The 19,526-nt window shown below is 69.5% G+C and carries 18 protein-coding genes; 12 read left to right on the top strand and 6 right to left on the bottom strand.

Features of this window, described 5'->3' with window-relative positions; genetic code table 11:
- Positions 1-74 precede the first annotated feature (74 nt).
- Complete coding sequence (locus tag JHY01_RS02070; protein WP_205323921.1) at positions 75-1,244, top strand: ROK family transcriptional regulator; 1,170 nt, start codon at positions 75-77, stop codon at positions 1,242-1,244.
- Between the two features lie 136 nt (positions 1,245-1,380).
- Here the strand turns inward: JHY01_RS02070 and JHY01_RS02065 are convergent, their stop codons facing one another.
- Both JHY01_RS02065 and JHY01_RS02060 read right to left on the bottom strand, forming a co-directional pair.
- Positions 1,381-2,397, bottom strand: coding sequence for an ABC transporter permease subunit (locus JHY01_RS02065; protein ID WP_205323920.1), 1,017 nt, complete (start codon positions 2,395-2,397; stop codon positions 1,381-1,383).
- Positions 2,394-3,461 carry an ABC transporter ATP-binding protein gene (locus tag JHY01_RS02060; RefSeq protein ID WP_205323919.1) on the bottom strand — a complete coding sequence of 356 codons (1,068 nt, stop codon included), beginning with the start codon at positions 3,459-3,461 and terminating at the stop codon, positions 2,394-2,396. The genes JHY01_RS02065 and JHY01_RS02060 overlap by 4 nt, the downstream gene beginning before the upstream one ends.
- Positions 3,462-3,699: 238 nt before the next feature.
- Here JHY01_RS02060 and JHY01_RS02055 point away from each other — a divergent pair, with 238 nt between their 5' ends.
- Positions 3,700-4,491, top strand: a complete 792-nt coding sequence (locus JHY01_RS02055) for an ABC transporter ATP-binding protein (RefSeq protein WP_205323918.1) — start codon at positions 3,700-3,702, stop codon at positions 4,489-4,491.
- Between the two features lie 227 nt (positions 4,492-4,718).
- Positions 4,719-6,101, top strand: coding sequence for an alpha/beta hydrolase (locus JHY01_RS02050; protein ID WP_205323917.1), 1,383 nt, complete (start codon positions 4,719-4,721; stop codon positions 6,099-6,101).
- 64 nt (positions 6,102-6,165) lie between these two features.
- Here JHY01_RS02050 and lipB read toward each other — a convergent pair whose 3' ends face one another.
- Positions 6,166-6,837, bottom strand: coding sequence for a lipoyl(octanoyl) transferase LipB (lipB, locus tag JHY01_RS02045; protein WP_205323916.1), 672 nt, complete (start codon positions 6,835-6,837; stop codon positions 6,166-6,168).
- A gap of 250 nt (positions 6,838-7,087) precedes the next feature.
- On the opposite strand from lipB, the gene JHY01_RS02040 reads away from it, so the two are divergent.
- From JHY01_RS02040 to JHY01_RS02015, 6 genes are all read left to right on the top strand, one after another.
- Positions 7,088-7,843 carry an amino acid ABC transporter ATP-binding protein gene (locus JHY01_RS02040; protein ID WP_275889633.1) on the top strand — a complete coding sequence of 252 codons (756 nt, stop codon included), beginning with the start codon at positions 7,088-7,090 and terminating at the stop codon, positions 7,841-7,843.
- A 56-nt stretch (positions 7,844-7,899) separates the two neighbouring features.
- Entirely contained in the window at positions 7,900-8,826 is a 927-nt protein-coding gene (locus JHY01_RS02035; RefSeq protein ID WP_205323915.1) for a glutamate ABC transporter substrate-binding protein, read from the top strand.
- 73 nt (positions 8,827-8,899) lie between these two features.
- Positions 8,900-9,556 (top strand): amino acid ABC transporter permease, encoded by a 657-nt coding sequence (locus tag JHY01_RS02030; RefSeq protein ID WP_205323914.1) that lies wholly within the window; start codon positions 8,900-8,902, stop codon positions 9,554-9,556.
- A 13-nt stretch (positions 9,557-9,569) separates the two neighbouring features.
- Positions 9,570-10,469: an amino acid ABC transporter permease gene (locus JHY01_RS02025; protein ID WP_205323913.1), complete on the top strand. Its 900-nt coding sequence runs from the start codon at positions 9,570-9,572 to the stop codon at positions 10,467-10,469.
- Between the two features lie 237 nt (positions 10,470-10,706).
- Complete coding sequence (locus tag JHY01_RS02020; RefSeq protein WP_205323912.1) at positions 10,707-11,675, top strand: ATP-binding protein; 969 nt, start codon at positions 10,707-10,709, stop codon at positions 11,673-11,675.
- Between the two features lie 147 nt (positions 11,676-11,822).
- The gene (locus JHY01_RS02015; protein WP_205323911.1) at positions 11,823-12,233 is read left to right on the top strand and encodes an SCO5389 family protein; all 411 of its coding nucleotides are present in this window, start codon (positions 11,823-11,825) and stop codon (positions 12,231-12,233) included.
- Positions 12,234-12,312: 79 nt separating this feature from the next.
- Here JHY01_RS02015 and JHY01_RS02010 read toward each other — a convergent pair whose 3' ends face one another.
- Together JHY01_RS02010 and JHY01_RS02005 are read right to left on the bottom strand one after the other, a co-directional pair.
- On the bottom strand, positions 12,313-13,020 hold the full coding sequence (locus JHY01_RS02010) for a TetR/AcrR family transcriptional regulator (protein ID WP_205323910.1): 708 nt from the start codon (positions 13,018-13,020) through the stop codon (positions 12,313-12,315).
- Between the two features lie 20 nt (positions 13,021-13,040).
- The gene (locus JHY01_RS02005) at positions 13,041-13,448 is read right to left on the bottom strand and encodes a hypothetical protein (protein ID WP_205323909.1); all 408 of its coding nucleotides are present in this window, start codon (positions 13,446-13,448) and stop codon (positions 13,041-13,043) included.
- Between the two features lie 147 nt (positions 13,449-13,595).
- On the opposite strand from JHY01_RS02005, the gene hisF reads away from it, so the two are divergent.
- From hisF to JHY01_RS01990, 3 genes are all read left to right on the top strand, one after another.
- Positions 13,596-14,360, top strand: coding sequence for an imidazole glycerol phosphate synthase subunit HisF (gene hisF, locus JHY01_RS02000; RefSeq protein ID WP_205323908.1), 765 nt, complete (start codon positions 13,596-13,598; stop codon positions 14,358-14,360).
- Between the two features lie 381 nt (positions 14,361-14,741).
- Entirely contained in the window at positions 14,742-16,595 is a 1,854-nt protein-coding gene (locus JHY01_RS01995; protein ID WP_205323907.1) for an ABC transporter ATP-binding protein, read from the top strand.
- Positions 16,592-18,376 carry an ABC transporter ATP-binding protein gene (locus tag JHY01_RS01990; protein WP_205323906.1) on the top strand — a complete coding sequence of 595 codons (1,785 nt, stop codon included), beginning with the start codon at positions 16,592-16,594 and terminating at the stop codon, positions 18,374-18,376. The genes JHY01_RS01995 and JHY01_RS01990 overlap by 4 nt, the downstream gene beginning before the upstream one ends.
- Before the next feature lie 197 nt (positions 18,377-18,573).
- On the opposite strand, the gene JHY01_RS01985 is transcribed toward JHY01_RS01990, so the two are convergent.
- A complete protein-coding gene (locus tag JHY01_RS01985; RefSeq protein WP_374199477.1) occupies positions 18,574-19,503 on the bottom strand; it encodes an NADP-dependent oxidoreductase in 930 nt (309 codons plus the stop codon).
- Between the last annotated feature and the right edge of the window lie 23 nt (positions 19,504-19,526).

Here is a 19,526-nt window from a genome sequence, read left to right as displayed (position 1 = left end):
TTTCGCGCGCTAGCTGAAGCAGTGCCGGGTGGGCTCCCGTGGATAATGTGGGCTCGGAGGAGAAGGAAGTACGAATGCCGAAGAGCCACACCCCCGGGGTGCCGAAACTGCTGCGCGTCCTCAACGACCAGGCCGCGTTGAAGCTGCTGTTGGAAGACGGCCCCCAGACCCGCGCCCAGCTCGCCGAGCGGACCTCGATGTCGAAGGTCACCGCGTCGCAGATGATGGAGCGCCTCCAGTCCCGCGGCCTCGTGGAGGTGGTCGGCTCCAAGTCCGGCGGGCGCGGCCCCAACGCGTCGCTGTACGCGGCCGTGCCGACCTTCACCTATGTCGTCGGCGTCGAGGTCGGCCCCGTGACCACGAAGGGCGCGTGCGCCGATTTCACCGGACGCATCGTCGGCCGCGCCGAGATCGACGTCGAGCATTCGACCGACCCGGTGGCCGTGGTCCGCCGCGTCGTCACCGACTCGGTCGCCGACGCCGGCGTCGAGATGTCCAAGGTGCAGCGGATCGTGCTCGGCACCCCCGGCGTCATCGACCCCGCGAGCGGCGACATCGGCTTCTCCTGGAACCTCCCGGCCTGGCACCGCGGCCTGCGCACCGCGCTCAACGAGGAGTTCACCCCCGACGTCGAGATCGAGAACGACGTCAACCTCGCCTGCCTCGCCGAGCAGCGCTCCGGCGGCGCCGGCGGCGCCACCGACTTCGTGTACGCGTGGTTCGGCGGCGGCCTCGGCCTCGGCGTCATCCTCAACGGCCGGCTCTACCGCGGCGCGAGCGGCGCGGCCGGCGAGATCGGCTTCCTCCCGGTGCCCGGCGGCGACCTGCCCACCGGCGGCGTCGTCACGCGCCTCTCCAAAGGCTCCTACCAGCGCGTCATCGGCGGCGACGCCGTCATCGAGATCGGCGCGAAGCACGGCTTCGAGGCCTCCGAACCCGATGAGGTCCTGACCCGGGCGATCGCGGCGGGCCCTGAGGGCGCGGCCTGCCTGGACGAGATCGCCCGCGGCATCGCCTTGGGCATCGTCGCGGTCTGCGTCCTCCTCGACCCCACGGTGGTCGTCCTCGGCGGGCCGGTCGGTTACGCGGGCGGGCTCGAGCTCGCCGGGCGTGTGGCCTCCCAGACCTCCCAGCTCGCCCCGGTCAACCCGAGCGTGGTCGCCGGCTCGGTCGCCGACGAGCCGATCATGCGCGGCGCGATCCTCCACGGCCTCGACGCCGTCCGCGCGAGCCTCTTCGACTGACCGCCCGACCTCGCCCATCCGGTCTGGAACCGACAGCGCCGCCCGCGGACATCCGCGGACGGCGCTGTCTTCTGTTCACCGGTTCGCTCAGGCAGCGGTGACATGGCACGCTGCGCGCGCCACCGCCCGGGAGCGGCTACGACACGTCGCGCCGCTGGAACGCCCAGGTCGCCAAAGCGGCGAAGCCGAGCACGATCCCGCCGAGCAGTACGCCGGCCTCACTCGCGGTGATGACCATGACTTCCGCATTGTCCGCGTAGAGATCGGTCCAGTCGTACAGTTCGGTCCTCCCGTCGATCCACGCCGTCACCCACGTGTACAGCGACAGCCGCTCCGAGAACGGCATCTGCAGCGCCAGGGCCGCGATCCGCACCAGCATGTCCCCGACGATCAGGTAACCGGCGATGATGCCGCCCGAGATCGCCGTGTGCCGGCCCAGCATCGCCAGCGACGCACCGAGCACGGTCATGCCGACCGACAGCAGCGCCGCGCGCGCGAACTTCGGCAGGTTCTCGTCCCACCACGCCGCATCCAACCCGCTGACATCGCCGCGGGCGGCCCCGGCCACGTACAGCAGCCCGAACGCGAGCAGCATCAACGCGAGCACCGCCGCCGCGCACACCGCCGCGGCGGCACCGAGCTTCGCTCCCCACACCCGCATCCGGTTCGGATGCCACAGCAGCAGGTTCGCCATGCCGCCGCTCGACCACTCGGCGCCGATCGCGGACGAAGCGAGCATCATCATGACCAGGCCCGCGATGATCGCCACGCCGATGAGCAGCAGCGGGCTCTCCTCGGCGAAATCGAACGTGTAAGTCCAGATGAGATCCTCAGCGGTCCACACGCCGAAGACGTCGGCGCAGACCTCTTCGCGGGTCATGCCCTCGTAGTACGGATCGCTTTCGACCCATTCGTAATCGGGCTGATCGAGGTACGCCTCGTCCTCGATGCACTGCTCGTACTCGAAGTTCTCGTCGTTCATCCGGTCGGCCTCGGCCTGCGCCTCCGCGAGCGCCTCCTCCGTCGGGCCCTTGCTCGACGTGAACCAGAAGACACCGGCCAGCACCAGCACCCCGGCCGCCGCGATGATCCCGAAGATCAGCGACAGACGGCGACGCGCGAGGCGCCGCAATTCGGCTTTGAACAGGTTCACCGCTCGGCCCCTTCCGACTCGACCACGACCGACACGTCGCCGACGGAGACCTCCGCGGGCGCCGTCTGCGGCACCACCACCGACTCCCCGATCTGCACGGTCCGCCCCGGGACCGGAGCCGTACCGGTCAGCTCCAGGAACACCGACTCCAGGTTCTTCACCTCGGTCCGCAACTCCGACAGATAGATCCCCGCGTCAGCGAGCGTCTTCGTCACCCAGGAGGGCTCCGGCGCGCCCCTGACCACGAGCCGGTCGCGATCGACCGAAGCCGTCACCGCCGACTTCGCCGCGTCGAGCGAACCCGAAGCCGCCGTGAGCGCCTCGGCCGCCTCCGGGAGCGAGGCCGCGTCCGGGAACCGGACGGTCAGGCTCGAATCGCCGTGCCCGGCGATGATGTCGGCGACACCGCCGTCCACGATGCGCCGTCCCCTCGAGACGATCGTCATCGAGTCGCACAACTGCTGCACCTCGGACAGCAGATGCGAGCTGACCACCACGGTCACGCCCTGCGAATGCGCGAGCCACTGCAGCAGCTCGCGCATGTGGTGGATCCCGGCCGGGTCGAGGCCGTTCGCCGGCTCGTCCAGGATCAGCAGCTGCGGCTGCTTCAGCAGCGCCTGCGCGACCGCGAGGCGCTGGCGCATGCCCAGCGAGTATCCCTTGACGGACGCTTTCGCCGCGTCGCGCAGGCCCACCTGCTCCAGGACCTCCTCGACGCGCGCCTTCGAGACGCCCGCGCTCTCGGCGAGCAGCTGCAGCGTGAGGCGGCCCGAGAAGTGCTTGAAGAACTGGGGCGACTCGACGACCGCGCCGATCTTCGCGACCACCTCCGGCAGGCGACGGGGCACCTCTTCGCCGAAGATCCGCATGGTCCCGCCGTCGACGCGGATGAGACCGAGCAGGGCCCGCAGGGTCGTGGTCTTCCCGGAGCCGTTGGGACCCAGAAAACCGTGCACCTGGCCGGCGGCGACCTCGAGGTCGAGGCCGTCCAAAGCGTGGTGCGGCTGACGGAAGGCCCTCGAATAGGTCTTCCTCAGCCCCGATATCTCGATGATGGGGGGCATCTGCTCATTCCAGTTAGGACGTACATGGTCAGGGTGGCCGGGCGCGGACGCGGCGGCGCTGGGGCGCGCCTCCGCCCGCGGGACCGGCGTCCCTAGGTCAGACGCCGCCGGAAGCGGCGTCGTTGCACGGCCCGGGGACTCACTCCGGGACGCCGACGGGCATTCGCCCGTGTGTCGTAGCACCGCCGCCGAGGGCCGCCCGCGACCGTTCGTCCGGGGCCCGTGGTTTCATTGACCCGTGGCTCAGTCTGAACGCGTCCTCGACCTGTCCGGCGTCACCGTCCGACGCGGCGGCAACCAGCTCCTCGACGGCGTCGACTGGCAAGTCGACGCCGCACAGCGCTGGGTCGTCCTCGGCCCCAACGGCGCCGGGAAGACGACGCTGCTCAACCTAGCGGCCGCCCGCAACCACCCGACCTCGGGCGTGGTGGAGATCCTCGGCGAGCGCCTCGGCCGCGTCGACGTGTTCGAACTGCGCCCGCGCATCGGCCTGACCACCACCCAGGTCGCCGACGCCATCCCGAACGACGAGAAGGCCTTCGACGTGGTCCGCACCGCCGCCTGGGGCATGATGGGCCACTGGCGCGAGGAGTACGACCCGCAGGACGACGAGCGGGCCGCGTCGCTCATGCGCTGGCTCGGTGTCGCGCAGCTCGCCGACAGGCTGTTCGGGACGCTCTCGGAGGGCGAGCGCAAGCGCGTCCTCATCGCCCGGGCGCTCATGACCGACCCTGAACTGCTGCTCCTCGACGAGCCCGCCGCCGGCCTCGACCTGGGCGCACGCGAAGCGCTCGTGGCGACCCTCGCGGGCCTCGCCCGCGACGAGGCCGCGCCGGCGCTGGTCCTCGTGACCCACCACGTGGAGGAGATCCCGCCCGGGTTCACGCACGCGCTGGTCCTCTCCGGCGGCGGCGTGGTCGCCGCCGGCCCGATCGCGGCGGCGCTCACCTCGGAGACCCTCTCGAAGGCCTTCGGCCTCCCGCTCACCCTCACCGCCAACGGCAACCGCTACACCGCCACCGCCGCCTGACCGGCGACACGTGAACCGCGCCACCCCGCGCGGAACCCGCCCGACAATGTCGCACCCCGGTGCCAGGGTTGCGACCCTGCCCGATTACGGCTCGCGAGCTTCGCCGAGACCGGGCCTGCGACACGGCCCTCAGCGCCTCGATCCGTGTCCCCGTTTTCCCGCCCCGGAGGCTCCCCTCACACGCGCAGCGTTCGCCGCGCCCGGGCGTCACCGGTTAGGCTGACCCGGTGAGATTTCGGTGGTGGCGTGCGACGGTCGTGACGGCCGTCGCCGTTTTCGCGCTCGTCTACCTGGCCGGCCTGACCCGCCTCGGCGAGGCCGAAGCCGACCAGCTTCAAGCGGTCCCCGTCCTCGCGGCCGACCCCGCGAGCGAACTCGCCGCGCTCCGCTCCGACGCCCCGGTCCCCGGCGACGACCCCGCCGCCGCACTCGAGACGGCCCTCGCCGACCCCGCGACCGCCGCCGCGCTCGTCGCCGCCGAACCCACCGCCGACTCCGGCGAGCTCGGCGCCGCCCTCGCCGCCCTCGACGACGCCGGCGGCGACCTCGACCCCCTCGACGTCAACGCCTTCTTCACCGACCTCGGCGAGGACGCCACCGCCTGGCTCGCCGTCCTCTACCCCGCCGTCGTCGCCGAAATGCCCGGCGCCCCCTTCGACGCCCGCATCACCGCCAACCAGCTCATCCTCGAAGCCACCACCACGGCCTCCACCGCCTACGACAGCCCTTCACGGCCCTGGACCGACGAAGCCGAGCGCCCCGCCCGCGAAGAGCTCCAAGCCCTCGTCGGCACCGACCGCCGGTTCCTCTACCTCGACCCCTACAACAACAACGGCGACGGCTCCTGGATCGAAGTCGTCGGCGACCTCCACACCGCCGAGCACGTCGCCGTCCTCGTCCCCGGCGGCTCCGCCGTCCTCTCCAGCGAGAACTTCGAGCTCTACTACAACCGCGCGAAATCCTTCGTCGACGCCGCCGACGGCGAACTCGCCATCGTCGTCTGGGCCGCCGCCTCCTGGCCCTCCGGCTGGATCGAGGAATCCTGGGCCTCATGGTCCCAGGTCGCCGCCGAAAGCCTCGCCTCCTTCACGTTCGACCTGCGCAACCAGATCGGCGAAGACACCCCGCTCACCCTCACCGGCCACTCCTACGGCGGCGCCGTCATCGGCTACGCCGAAACCTACGACCTCGAAGCCGACCGAGTCCTCCACATCGCCTCCGCCGGCATGGGCAACGACGTCTACAGCCCCGCCGACTACACCGAGCCCTGCCGCCCCCGCTACTCGATCACCGGCCCCGGCGACCCCATCTCCTACGTCCAGGGCATGCCCTACGTGCCGCTCCTCGGCCACGGCGCCGACCCCGACGACTTCCCCGGCAACCGCAACCTCGTCACCGGCAACCTCTCGGACGCCCCCGACGCCGTTGACGACTACGGCCTCAGCCTCGCCGACCAAGGCATCTCCGGCAAACCCGTCGAAGGCGTCCACTCGCACTCGGAGATCTTCTACCCCGAATCCGACGCCTGGAACAACATCTTCAAGGTCCTCCTCGGCGAAACCCCCGAACTCGCCGCCGAGCAGCCCGAACCCTACGAAGCCTGCTCCTAGACGACAGGAAACGGACGCGGCGGCCCGCATCGAGCCGGGCGCCGCGCCCGTTCCACCAAAGCCTTCAGTCGCCCTCGAGCAGCAGCCCGAGATGCCTCTCCACCACCGGCAGGACCTCCTCGACCGTCACGTCACGGCCCAACTCCTGCGACAGGCTCGTGACCTCCGCATCGGTGATCGCACACGGCGCGATCCGCTCCCAGTGGCTCATGTCCGGGTTGCAGTTCAACGCGAAACCGTGCATCGTGGTCGCCCACCGCACCCGCACGCCGATCGCGCAGATCTTCCGCTCCGGGCCCTTGTCGTCCTCCGGGAGCCACACGCCCGTGCGGTCGTGCATCCGCCCGCGCGCCGAGGTCACCCCGAACTCGTGGCAGACCGCCGCGATCGTGTCCTCGACCCGCCGCACGTACCCGACGACGTCGACCTTGTTGCGCATCTTCATGATCGGGTAGCCCACGATCTGCCCCGGCCCGTGCCAGGTGATCTGCCCGCCCCGGTCGACGGTGACGACAGGCGTGCCGTCCTGCGGCAGCGCCCACGTCTCGGTCCGCCGCCCGGCGGTGTACACACTCGGATGCTCGAGGAGCAGCACCGTATCGCCGATCTCGTCGTCGATCCGCCGCTGCTGCAGCTCCTTCTGGTAGTCCCAGGCCTCCTGGTAGTCCACCAGGCCGCGCCGTTCGACGGTGATCTTCCCGCCTGCGACGCTCGCGGTTCCCACGGTTGCGGTCATGCAACGACACTAATCCCCGCAACGCCCGCCCGGCCACCGGACGCCGTGCGCGTCACGCATGTTCCAACCGCGAGTCGCACCCGTTATGTGAAAGTCGTTCTTTATAAAACTGTTGCTCAACTGCCGACGAGTTGCGGCTGGGGCCGCCCCGCTAACCGCGCGTGAGCTGTCACACTACTATTTCCAGGTACTTCAGACAATCCGCTCGCCCCGCGCCAGTCGAGGGTTGCACACGACAACAGGGACACGAATGGAAGCAACGCAGCCGAAGACACCGATGGTCAGCATCTCCGGCGTCAACAAGCACTTCGGAGACCTGCACGCGCTCAAGGACATCGACCTGACCGTGGAGGACGGCGAGGTGGTGGTCCTCATCGGACCCTCAGGCTCCGGAAAATCCACCCTGTGCCGCACCATCAACCGGCTCGAGACCGTCGACAGTGGCGATATCACCGTGGCCGGCAAGCCGCTCCCGGCCGAGGGCCGCGCGCTGGCGAACCTGCGCGCCGACGTCGGCATGGTCTTCCAGCACTTCAACCTGTTCGCGCACCTCACGGTGCTGCAGAACATCACACTCGGTCCGATCAAAGTGCGCCGCACGCCGAAGGCGAAAGCCGACGCCCGCGCCCGCCAGCTCCTCGAGCGCGTGGGCCTGTCGGAGAAGGCCGACGCCTTCCCGTCGCAGCTCTCCGGCGGCCAGCAGCAGCGCGTCGCGATCGCCCGCGGCCTCGCGATGGACCCGAAGCTCATGATGTTCGACGAGCCGACCTCCGCGCTCGACCCCGAGATGATCAACGAGGTCCTCGACGTCATGCAGGACCTCGCCCGCGAGGGCATGACGATGGTCGTGGTCACCCACGAGATGGGCTTCGCCCGCCGCGCCGCCAACCGGGTCGTGTTCATGGCGGAAGGCCAGATCGTCGAGACCGCCACGCCGGACGAGTTCTTCGACAACCCGCAGACCGAGCGCGCCCAGGACTTCCTGGCCAAGGTCATGACCCACTGAGCCACCCGAAACCACCACACCGTTCGCCCGTTAGGAAAGGACACATCCGAATGCGCATGTTCCGTAGAACCGCCGTCGCGGCCATGGCCGCCGTGGCCATGTCGCTCGCTGCCTGCTCTGGCGAAGCCAGCCAGGACCAGGAGGACCAGGACAAGCTCGAGGACGAGGTCGGCGCCTACTCCATGGAGCAGGCCTCCGAGATCCCAGACGGCCTGATCAAGCAGATCCAGGACAAGGGCGTCCTCGTCGTCGGCTCCAAGTTCGACCAGCCGCTCATCGGCCAGAAGAACACCGCCACCGGCAAGATCGAGGGCTTCGACGCCGAAATGGGACGCCTGCTGGCGCAGCGCATCTTCGGCACCGTCGACGAGGAGGGCGACGACGCCAACCTCCAGTTCGTCGAGACCACCTCGCAGAACCGCGAGACCTACATCAACGACGGCACCGTCGACGTGGTCATCGCGTCCTACTCGATGTACCCCGAGCGGCTCGAGAAGTTCGACTTCGCCGGCCCGTACTTCGACACCGGCCAGAACGTCATGGTCGCCGCCGACAACACCGACATCAACTCGGTGGCCGACCTCGCCGGCAAGGACGTCTGCATCGCCGAGGGCTCAGGCTCGATCGACAACCTGGCCAAGGAGAACCCGGAAGCCACGATCACGCCGCTCGCCGACTACGCCGCCTGCGCCGAGGCGCTCGAGAACGGCCAGACCGACGCGGTCAGCACCGACGAGACCATCCTCTACGGCTTCACCGTCGACAAGCCCGACGCGTTCCGCGTCCTCGACTCCGCGAACATCTTCACCGAGGAGCCCTACGGCATCGGCATGAAGCTCGGCGAGACCGACGCGCGCCTGTTCATCGACGACATGATCGACGAGGCCATCGCCAACGGCGACTGGCAGAAGGCCTTCGACCTGACCTTCGGCGCCGCCGGCATGCCGACCCCGGCCGAGATGCCGGTCCCGAACCGCTACTAGGTCAGCAACATTCGGTACGGCGGCGGCGCCCGCGTGAAGCGGCCGCCGCCGCCCGCCTTATGGAGGAGTCCGCTTGTTCGACAATTTCGACCTCATGGTGGCGGCCCTGGGCAGGGGCGCCTGGACCACCGTGTGGGTCACGCTCTCCAGCTACACCATCGCCCTGGTCATCGGCACGATCCTGGTGATCATGCACGTGAGCCCCGCCCTCCCGGCGCGCTGGGCGGCCAACGCCTACACCCAGCTGTTCCGGAACATCCCGCTCCTGGCGGTCCTGTTCATCATGTACTTCGGCCTGCCGAAGGTCGGCATCGTGGCCGACAACTGGGTCTGGGCGCTGCTCGGCCTCGGCATGTACACCGGCGCGTTCGTCGGCGAGACACTGCGCTCGGGCATCAACTCGATCCCGCTCGGCCAAGCCGAGGCCGCGAGGTCTGTCGGGCTCACGTTCGGGCAGTCGCTGGGCACGGTGATCCTGCCGCAGGCCGTCCGCGCCGTCATCCCACCCCTCGGCTCGCTCCTGATCGCCCTGGTCAAGAACAGCGCCCTGGTGCTCGCCATCGGCGTCGCCGAGCTCACCGCCCAGTCCCGGCGGCTCATCGAGGACAACGAGAGCCGCTTCGACCTCTGGGGCGTCGTCATCGGCGTCACCGTCAGCTACCTGCTGATCGCCTTCATCCTCAGCTACCTGGTGCGGCTCATCGAGCGACGCACCGCCTTCGTCCGATGAGAGCGGGTGACTCATGAGCAGACAGCACGAGAGCACGGTCCTGTTCGACGCGCTCGGCCCCAAGGGCCGCCGCAATTCGAACATCGCCTCCATCATCTCCGCAGTCGTCATCCTGGGCGTGCTGGCCTACGTCGCCAGCGTGCTCGCCGGCGAAGGCTTCTTCGAGCAGTCCCGGTGGGTCAACCCCCTGGACGCGCTGGTCGTCAAGACCACCTGGATCCCCGCGATCCTCGACACCCTCACCGCCTTCGCGCTCGGCGCGATCCTCGCGCTGGTCCTCGGCGTGGTCTTCGGCTTCGGACGGATCTCGCGGTTCGGCCTGACCCGCTGGGCCTCCACCGCGTACGTCCAGTTCTTCCGGGCCCTGCCGCTGATCCTCCTCATCTGGATCTCCTTCACCATCGACGGGTACTTCGGTTTCACCTCCGAGACCCTCGGCTGGTCCAGCGACGCCCGGCGCCTCACGTTCCTCGTTCTGGGCCTGGGCATCTACAACGGCGCGGTGCTCGCCGAGATCCTCCGCGCCGGCGTCGCGGCGCTGCCGCCGGGCCAGGCCATGGCCGGGTACGCGGTCGGCCTGAGCCACGGGCAGGTCCAGCGGCTGATCGTGCTGCCGCAGGTGCTGCGGAACATGCTCCCGGCGGTGCTGGCGCAGCTGGTGATCCTCCTCAAGGACACGTCGCTCGGCTACGTCATCACCTATCCCGAGCTGCTGCACTCGGCCAACATCATCGGCCGCGACTACAGCAACTCCTTCCTGCAGGCGCTCGTCATCGCCGCGTTCATCTACTTCGTGCTGGCCTACGCCCTCTCGAAGCTGGTGGTCCTGGCCGAGCGGCGCCTGCGCAAGAAGACCGCCGCTCCGGCCGCGCGCGTCCACCAGATCGAACAGGCCGCCGTCATCGCCGAGTAGCACGCCGCACATCACGCACCACGCACTACCGAGGGCCCCGTCGCATCACCGCGACGGGGCCCTCGCCGTCGGTGCGGCACGGCCGGCCCGCCGCCACGGAAGAGCGCCGATGCAACCAGACCGGGCACTTCCGCGTCACGCTCCGCAACCGGTACATATGAGGCACAGGCACATTCGGGCCCTGATACCCTACTATTGAAATCAGAAACCATTATCAACTGGTGGGGGACCACGACAATGAAACTCGCCTTCGTCGGCAAGGGCGGCTCCGGCAAGACCACCATGGCCTCGCTGTTCGCACGCCGCGCCGCCGCACTCGGACACCCGGTCATGGCCATCGACGCCGACATCAACCAACACCTCGCCGCCGCACTCGGCCTCGACCCCGAAGCCGCCGCCATGGGCCCCGTCCTCGGCGAGCACCTGGGCGACATCAAGGACTACCTGCGCGGCTCCAACCCGCTCATCCCGTCCGCCGATCTCATGCTCAAGACCACCCCGCCCGGACCCGGCTCCCGACTCCTCGCCGTCGGCGAATCCAACCCGGTCTTCGACACCCTCTTCACCGAACACGACGGCATCCGCTTCGCCGCCACCGGCGGCTTCGTCGACGACGACCTCGGCGTCTCCTGCTATCACTCCAAAGTGGGCGCCGTCGAACTCCTCCTCAACCACCTCGTCGACAGCACCGGCGAATTCGTCGTCGTCGACATGGTCGCCGGCGCCGAAGCCTTCGCCTCCGGCATGTTCACCCGCTTCGACCACACCTTCCTGGTGTGCGAACCGACCCTCCGCAGCGTCGGCGTCTACAAGCAGTACCTCGGCTACGCCGAAGACTACGACGTCCGCATCTCCGTGATCGGCAACAAGATCGACGACGAAGACGACATCGCGTTCCTCCGCGGGCACGTCGGCGACGCCCTCATCGGCTGGTGCACGCGCTCCAAGTACGTCAAGGCCGCCGAACGCGGCAGCGTCGGCCCCGTCGACGCGCTCGAACCCGACAACCTCGCCGTCCTCGACGCCGCCCGCGAACGGGCCGTCGCCGACGGCAAGGACTGGGCCAAATTCACCCGCCAAGCCCACGACTTCCACCGCAAGGCCGCGCTGGCCTGGGGCAACGACCGCGCCGGCGTGGACCTCGCCGACCAGATCGTGCCCGGATTCGTCCTCGGGGAGCACCTGCTCCGCGCCCAGACGGTCTGACCGGAGGGCCGCACAGCGCCGTGCGGCCCGCCTGGACGCTCGCACATCGGACTGAACTGTTTCAGGACCTGTCTGCGTCGATTTCCCGACAGCGGAGAGTCACCGCGACCGAGCACAATGAACCGATTCGAACCGAGAGGAGAACGCATGTCCCTTGACGTCTCTGAAGACCTGCTGCACAAGGCCGAGGCCGGGGAGGTCGGCGACGCCGACTTCATCGACTGCGTCAAGCAGTCGCTGCCGTTCGCGTGGGAGCTCATCGCGAAGGTCGTCAACGACCTGAAGAACGGGGTGGTCTCGTCGAGCGGCTCGACGCAGTTCGCCGACAACACCACGCCGCCGCCGGACGAGCAGTCCCGCGGCCAGCTGCTGCGGGTGCTGGCCTCGGACTCGATGCGCGGTGCGCTCGAGCGCCACTACGGCGTGAAGCTCGCGTTCCAGAACTGCCACCGTATCGCGGCGTTCCCGCTGGCGGAGGTCGACTCGGACACGTACCGCAAGTTCATCTCCCCTCGCGGGCAGCTGCTCAACCAGTCGCCGGAGCTGCGCGACTGCTGAGCCGCCGGCTGAGCGAACCACTGTGAGACAGGCCGAACGGGGCCGGCGGGGCACTCGCCCCGCCGGCCCCGTTCGGCGTCTACTGGGGGCGTCTGGTGATGAGGAAGTCCCGTACGAGCTCTTCGCCCTGCTTCACCAAGGGCCGCAGGATCTTCAGGCGCGACAGGGCGACGACGCGGGCGGCGAGCGGCGCGGTGCGCTGCGCCAGCTCGCGGGACTTCTCCTGGCCGGGGGAGGCGTCGTAGACCCAGTACAGGACCACCACCATCTGGTGGAGCCACAGCATCTCGGGCAGGATGTCCGCCATGTCCTTGGGGACCTTCGTCTTCGAGCCCTCCAGGACCTCCCGGTAGAGCGCGATGTCCCGGTCGCGGCTCTCCGTCGAGTCCGCGGAGAACGGGCTCAGCGGGCTCGACGGGTCGGCGGCGTTCCTGAAGAACTGGCCCGCGAACGCGTGGTAGGGCCCGGCGATGTCCAGCCAGGCGAGCAGCGCCGCCTCGATCCGCTCCGCGAGCGTCTCCTTGCCGTCGAGCAGGCGCGGGGTCAGCTCCGCGTGGCGGGTGGTGGCCTGCTCGTAGAAGCCCTGGATGAGGTGTTCCTTGGACTTGAAGTAGTAGTACGCGTTGCCCACGGACACACCGGCCTCGGCGGCGATCGCCCGCATCGTGGTCTTGTCGTAGCCGCGTTCGGCGAACATGTCGAGCGCGGTCTCGATGATGCGCTGCCGCGTCCGCTCGCCTTTGGAGAGGCGGGCGGACGCGTCGGAAGACTCGGCTTCGGTGCTCACGCAGGCGATCCTACTTCGGGTCAGGCGCCGTATGCCCGCGGCGGCATCGGCGGTTCCAGGGTGGCGAGGGTGCGGGCGTCGACGTGGGCGCGCTTGCGGAAGCCGTTGAGCACGATGACGTTCAGGACGTGGAGCACGCCGAGCACGAGGAGCACGGCGCCGATCTTGACGGCGACGGTCTCGAAGATGCCGCGGGCGGTGAGGATCGGGTCGGCGGTGCGCAGCCACAGTGCCACGAAGCCGAAGTTGAGGAGGTAGAAGCCGACCTGGAGGAGCTTGTTGACGGCTCGGGCGAGCTGCTCGTCGCCGGCGAAGACGTCCTTGATGAAGTGGTATCCGTTGGCGCCGAGGGTGCGGGCGACCCAGACGGTGAGGGGGATGGCGACGAGGAGGTAGGCGATGTAGCCGATGACTGTCAGGTCGTCCATGACAGTGCTCCGTTCTCTGCGGGGTTCAAGGCTTGAGTTGAACATGTTCAACTTCTGGCTCGAAACTACACCTTGTCTTGAACACGTTCAAGTCCGGTGCGGAAATATGGCGGACGACACGACGACCTCCGCCTGTAGGCTTGCCCCGTGACTGTTGCGGTGCGAGTGATCCCCTGCCTGGACGTGGATGCCGGGCGGGTCGTCAAAGGCGTGAACTTCGAGAACCTGCGCGACGCGGGCGACCCCGTCGAGCTCGCCGCCGCCTACGACGCGGCCGGCGCCGACGAACTCACCTTCCTCGACGTCAGCGCCTCCTCCGGGGACCGCGCGACCATGTACGACGTCGTCGCCCGCACCGCCGAGCAGGTCTTCATCCCCCTCACCGTCGGCGGAGGCGTCCGCACCCCCGACGACGTCGACCGGCTGCTGCGCGCCGGCGCCGACAAGGTCGGCATCAACACCGCCGCCATCGCCCGGCCCGAAGTCATCTCCGAGATCGCCGAGCGGTTCGGCAACCAAGTGCTCGTGCTCTCCGCCGACGTCGCCTCCGGACGCGACACCGACTCCGGCTGGGAGGTCACCACGCACGGCGGCCAGAAGCGTCCCACCGGACTCGACGCCGTCGAATGGTGCGCCCGCGCAGCCGAACTCGGCGCGGGGGAGATCCTGCTCAACTCGATCGACTCGGACGGCATGAAGCAGGGGTTCGACCTCAAACTCATCGCGGCCGTCCGCGCCGCCGTCGACATCCCGCTGATCGCCTCCGGCGGCGCGGGCAAAGCCGCCGACTTCCCGCCCGCGGTCGACGCCGGCGCCGACGCGGTCCTCGCCGCCTCGATCTTCCACTTCGGCGACGTGAGCATCGGCGAGGTCAAGCGGGAGCTGCGCGAAGCGGGCCACGCGGTTCGGTGAAGCGGCCGGGGCCGCCCGAGTGACGGTCACCGCGAATCGGACGGTTCGGCCGACTGACGGCTCGCAAGCGCCGCCGAGACCGGGTCGGTATCGATCCCGCCCGGTGAGCCGGGCAATCCGCCGCGGATCTCGGCCGCGAATGTGAGCGGAGAGTCCCGGCAAAAAGGACATCGGTGGGCCCCCGGTCTCAACCCTGACCTAGGGGTACGACACGCTGTCGATGCGTGGCGAACGGTGCGTGACGGCGCCGGGAGGTGCCGCAGGGTCGAATTGCGGTTGGCGACTGTCGCCCACGCGAGGCATGATTGCTAGCGGTTGCTTGCCGACCGGCTAGCCAGCGCACACGACGGCTGGCACCCGCACCCACCGACCGGAGACCCAATGACGCTGCCCACCGGCGCCGCCGCATCGTCCCTCGACGATCAGCCCGCTGACGACCGCATCCTCCGCCAAGGACTGCGCAACATCGGCGACATGATCCGGCTCGAGCCCAAGCCGTTCGCGGTAGGCGCCGCCGGGGCCATGGCCAACACCGCCGTCACGCTCTTCCTCTCCTTCGTCGTCGGCTGGGTCGTCTCCGCCATCGCCGTACCCGCCTATGAGAACGGCGAAGTCGTCTTCGGCACCGTCATGGTCGGTGCGGCCGCGCTGCTCGGCACCTCCATCGTCCGCTTCTCCACCATGTGCGCCCGCCGCATCGGCGCCGGCGTCATGATGTTCGGCGTCCAAGCCCACTGGCGCCGCCGCATCACCCGCCGCTACCTCGCACTCCCCGTCTCCTGGCACCAGAGACACCCCACCGGCACCCTCCTCTCCAACGCGAACGCCGACGTCGAAGCCGCCACCCGCCCCCTCGCACCGCTGCCGTTCGCCGTAGGCACCCTCTTCATGGTCGTCGTCGCCATGGGCGCCTTCTTCTGGATCGACTGGGCCATCGCCCTGGTCGCCCTCGGGATGTTCCCCGCCCTCTTCGCCCTCAACGCCCTCTTCGCCACCAAGATGGCCCCCCGCGCCAAACGAGCCCAGGAACTCCGCGCCGAAGTCTCCGCCGTCGGCCACGAATCCTTCGACGGCGCCCTCGTCGTCAAGGCCATGGGCCGCGAAGCCGCCGAGACCGAACGCTTCAGCACCTCCGCCGAAGCACTCCGCGACGCCATGATCGGCGTCGGACGGCTCCGCGCCGCCTTCGAACCCGCCATCTCCGGCCTCCCCGAGGTCGGCGTCCTCGTCGCCCTCCTCGTCGGCCTCGCCCGCTTCGAAGCCGGCGCGATCGACCTCGGCCAGCTCGTCACCGTCTCCTTCATGTTCTCCGTGCTCGCCTTCCCCGTCCGCGCCATCGGATGGGTCCTCGGCGACCTCCCCGGCTCCGTCGTCGGCCGGCGCCGCGTCGACCACGTCCTCTCCGCCACCGGCGACATGACTTACGGCACCAAGGAACTCCCCGAGACCACCACCCCCGCCCGACTCGAATTCGACGCCGTCGCCTACGCCTACCCCGACGGCCACGAAGCCCTCCACGAAGTCACCTTCACCGTCGAACCCGGCACCACCGTCGCCCTCGTCGGCGCCACCGGCTCCGGCAAATCCACCCTCGCCCACCTCGCCGCCCGTCTCATCGACCCCACCCGCGGCACCGTCACCCTCGACCACGAAGACCTCCGCGACCTCACCCACGCGACCCTCGCCCGCACCACCGCCCTCGTCCAGCAGGTCCCCTTCGTCTTCGACGACACCATCCGCGCCAACCTCGCCCTCGACCGCGCCGGACTCACCGACGACCGCCTCTGGGACGCCCTCGTGGCCGCCGGCGCCGAGAAATTCACCGCAGCCCTCGACGACGGCCTCGACACCGAAGTCGGCGAACGCGGCACCACCCTCTCCGGCGGCCAGCGCCAGCGCCTCACCCTCGCCCGCGCCCTCGCCGGCACCCCCCGACTCCTCATCCTCGACGACGCCACCAGCGCCGTCGACCCGAAGGTCGAATCCCAGATCCTCACCGGCCTCAAACACTCCGCCGACGTCGCCAGCGTCCTCGTCGTCGCCTACCGCAGAGCCACCATCGCCCTCGCCGACGAAGTCGTCTTCCTCGAAGACGGCCGCATCACCGCCCGCGGCCCCCACCAGGACCTGCTGCAAACCCACCAGCCCTACGCCGACCTCGTCACCGCCTACGAACGGGCCGAGGCCGAACGCGAATTCGAAGGCGAATTCAACGACGAGGAGGCCACGGCGTGAGCCCGCAGGAAGACACCCGGACGCAACCCGGCCCGTGGCAGACCGTCAAACGCGGCCTCCGGCTCTCACCCGAACTGCGCCGCGGCCTCGGCTTCACCGTGTTCCTCGCCGCCGTCACCTCGATCGGCCGCCTGGTCGTGCCGGTCGGCGCGCAGCAGGTCCTCGACAAGGGCCTGCTCGGCGAAGGCGGACCCGACATCGGGTACGTCGTGCTGGTGGCCTCGCTCGGCGTCGCGGCCCTGCTGGTCACGACCGGCACGAACTATCTGATGAACCGCCGTCTGTTCGTCATCTCGGAGCACGCGCTGGCGTCGCTCCGGCGCAGGACGTTCCGGCACATCCACGACCTTTCGATGCTGCACCAGCAGTCGGAGCGGCGCGGCGCGCTGACGGCCCGCGTGACCACCGACATCGACCAGGTCAGCACGTTCCTGCAGCAGGGCGGCATGGTCCTGGTGACGGCGGCGGCGCAGATCGTCGTGGCGACCGTGGTCATGGCGGTCTACTCGTGGCAGCTGGCGATCGCGGTGTGGATCGTGTTCATCCCGGTGACCTGGCTGATCAAATGGCTGCAGGGACATCTGGCGGCGGCGTACACGGATGTCCGCAAGAGCGTGTCCAAAATGCTCTCGGCCGTTGCGGAGTCGGTGGTCGGGGCGGGCACGGTGCGCGCGTACGGGGTCGGCTCGCGCACGAGCGAGCGGCTGGACGCCTCGATCGACGAGCACCGGCGCGACCAGACCCGGGCGATCAGCCGCTCGGCGTTCTCGTTCGGCGCGGGGGAGCTGGTCTACCTGGGCGTCAATGTGGTCGTGGTGGTCCTCGGGGCGTTCCTGGTCGCGGACGGGTCGATGACCGTGGGCGAGCTGACGGCGTTCCTGTTCCTCGTCATCCTCTTCACCCAGCCGGTGGTGATCGGCACCGAGACGCTCAACGAGGCCCAGAACGCGGTCTCCGGCTGGCGCCGGGTGCTCGACATCGTGGACACCGAACCCGATGTGGCCGACCCGGTTGACGGCGTGGTCCTTCCCGAAGGACCCCTGGGGGTCCGCTTCGAGGGCGTGCGCTTCGCCTACCCGGGCGGTGAAGAGGTCCTGCACGGCGTCGACGTCGAGATCCGCGCGCACGCGAAGGTCGCGGTGGTCGGTGAGACCGGTTCGGGGAAGACCACGTTCGCGAAGCTGCTGACGCGTCTGATGGACCCGACTTCGGGGTCGGTGCGCATCGGCGGCGTCCCGCTCACCGAGGTCACGTTCGCGTCCCTGCGCGGCCGGGTGACGATGGTGCCGCAGGAGGGCTTCCTGTTCAACGGGACTCTCGCGCACAACGTCCGCTTCGCCCGGCCCGACCTGACCGATGCGGAGATCTATGTGGCGTTCGCCGAGCTCGGCCTCGACGACTGGCTGGAGACGCTCCCGGCAGGACTCGACACGGAACTGGGTGAGAGCGGCGCGAACCTGAGTGTCGGTGAGCGCCAATTGGTCTCGCTGGTACGCGCGTACGTGACCGACCCGGACCTGCTCGTCCTCGACGAGGCGACGAGCGCCGTCGACCCGGCCACCGAGCTGCGGCTCTCCTCCGCGCTCGACGCGGTGACCCGCGGTCGCACCACGGTGATCATCGCGCATCGCTTGTCGACGGCCGAGACTTCCGACGAGGTGCTGGTCTTCGATGCCGGGAACCTCGTGCAGCAGGGCCCGCACGCCGATCTCGCCGCCGAGGCGGACTCGGTCTACGCGGGGCTGCACGGCTCCTGGGTGGAGCAGACCCGCTCGAATTGATCCTCGTGGCTCCTGCGTGGCGCCGTCTCCGCGCGGGCGGTGGGGGGGGGGGGGGGGGGGGTCCGGGCCCGACCGCCACGCGCGGCCTCCGCGGCGGCGGAGGGGTGTGGCACCTGGCGGGGACCGCGCGCGGGATCCCGCAGATCCGCGTGAGACCGGTGGCGGACGAGTTGCCAGGTCACCGGCACGCGGCCCGGTCAGGCGACCGTGAGCACGATCTTGCCGATCGTGCGACCCGACTCCAGCGACTCGTGGGCCTTGGCCACTTCCTCCAGCGGGAAGGTCGCCGATACCGTGGGCTCCAGCTTCCCCGCTTCCACCAGTGCGCTGATCGACTGGAGTGCGGCGAGATCGGGTTCGACGAGCATGAACCCGGCCTCGATGCGCCGCCGCTCGGCCTCCGGCAGCGCCACGGGACCGGCGAGGCTGATCAGCGCGCCGCCGTCGCGCAGCACCTTCGCCGAACGCGTCTGGTAGTCCTCGCTGCTGATCGCGTCGATCACGACATCGACGCCGCTCAGCGCCTCGGCGAAGTCGACCGCGGTGTAGTCGATGACCTCGTCCGCCCCGATGCGGCGGAGATACTCGTGCTTCGCGGCGCTGGCGGTCGCGATCACATACCCGCCCTTGGCCTTCGCGATCTGGACGGCGAGGTGCCCGACTCCGCCGGCGGCGGCGTGGATCAGGACCTTCTGGCCCGGTTCGAGCTTCGCGATGTCGACCAGTGCCTGATAGGCGGTGAGTGCGGCCAGCGGCAGCGCCGCTGCCTCCACATGGGAGAGTCCGGCGGGTTTGGGCGCGAGGTGCCGCGCCGGGGCGGTCACATACTCCGAGTAGGCGTCGGCGAAATGCGGGAATCGGGGCATGCCGTACACCTCGTCGCCGACGTTGTAGAGCCGCACGCCGAAGCCGACCGCTTCGATCGTTCCCGAGACGTCCCACCCGAGCCGGAACGGTGGTCGGCGGCCCTGGAGGCCGCCGGTGGCCCGGGACTTCCCGTCGACGGGGTTGATCCCGGCGGCGTGGACCTTGACGAGGACCTCACCGGGGCCCGACTCGGGCTTGTCGACTGCAACGAGTTCGAGCACTTCGGGTCCGCCGAGGTGCTGTTGCGTCACGGTTCGCATGGTGGTCATGGTGGCTTTCCCTC

This window comes from Glycomyces sp. YM15 (genome assembly GCF_016918015.1).
In the GTDB taxonomy this organism is placed as follows: domain Bacteria; phylum Actinomycetota; class Actinomycetes; order Mycobacteriales; family Micromonosporaceae; genus Glycomyces.
The sequence above is the reverse complement of the archived record's forward strand: the minus strand, read 5'-3'. Positions and strand labels throughout refer to the sequence as shown.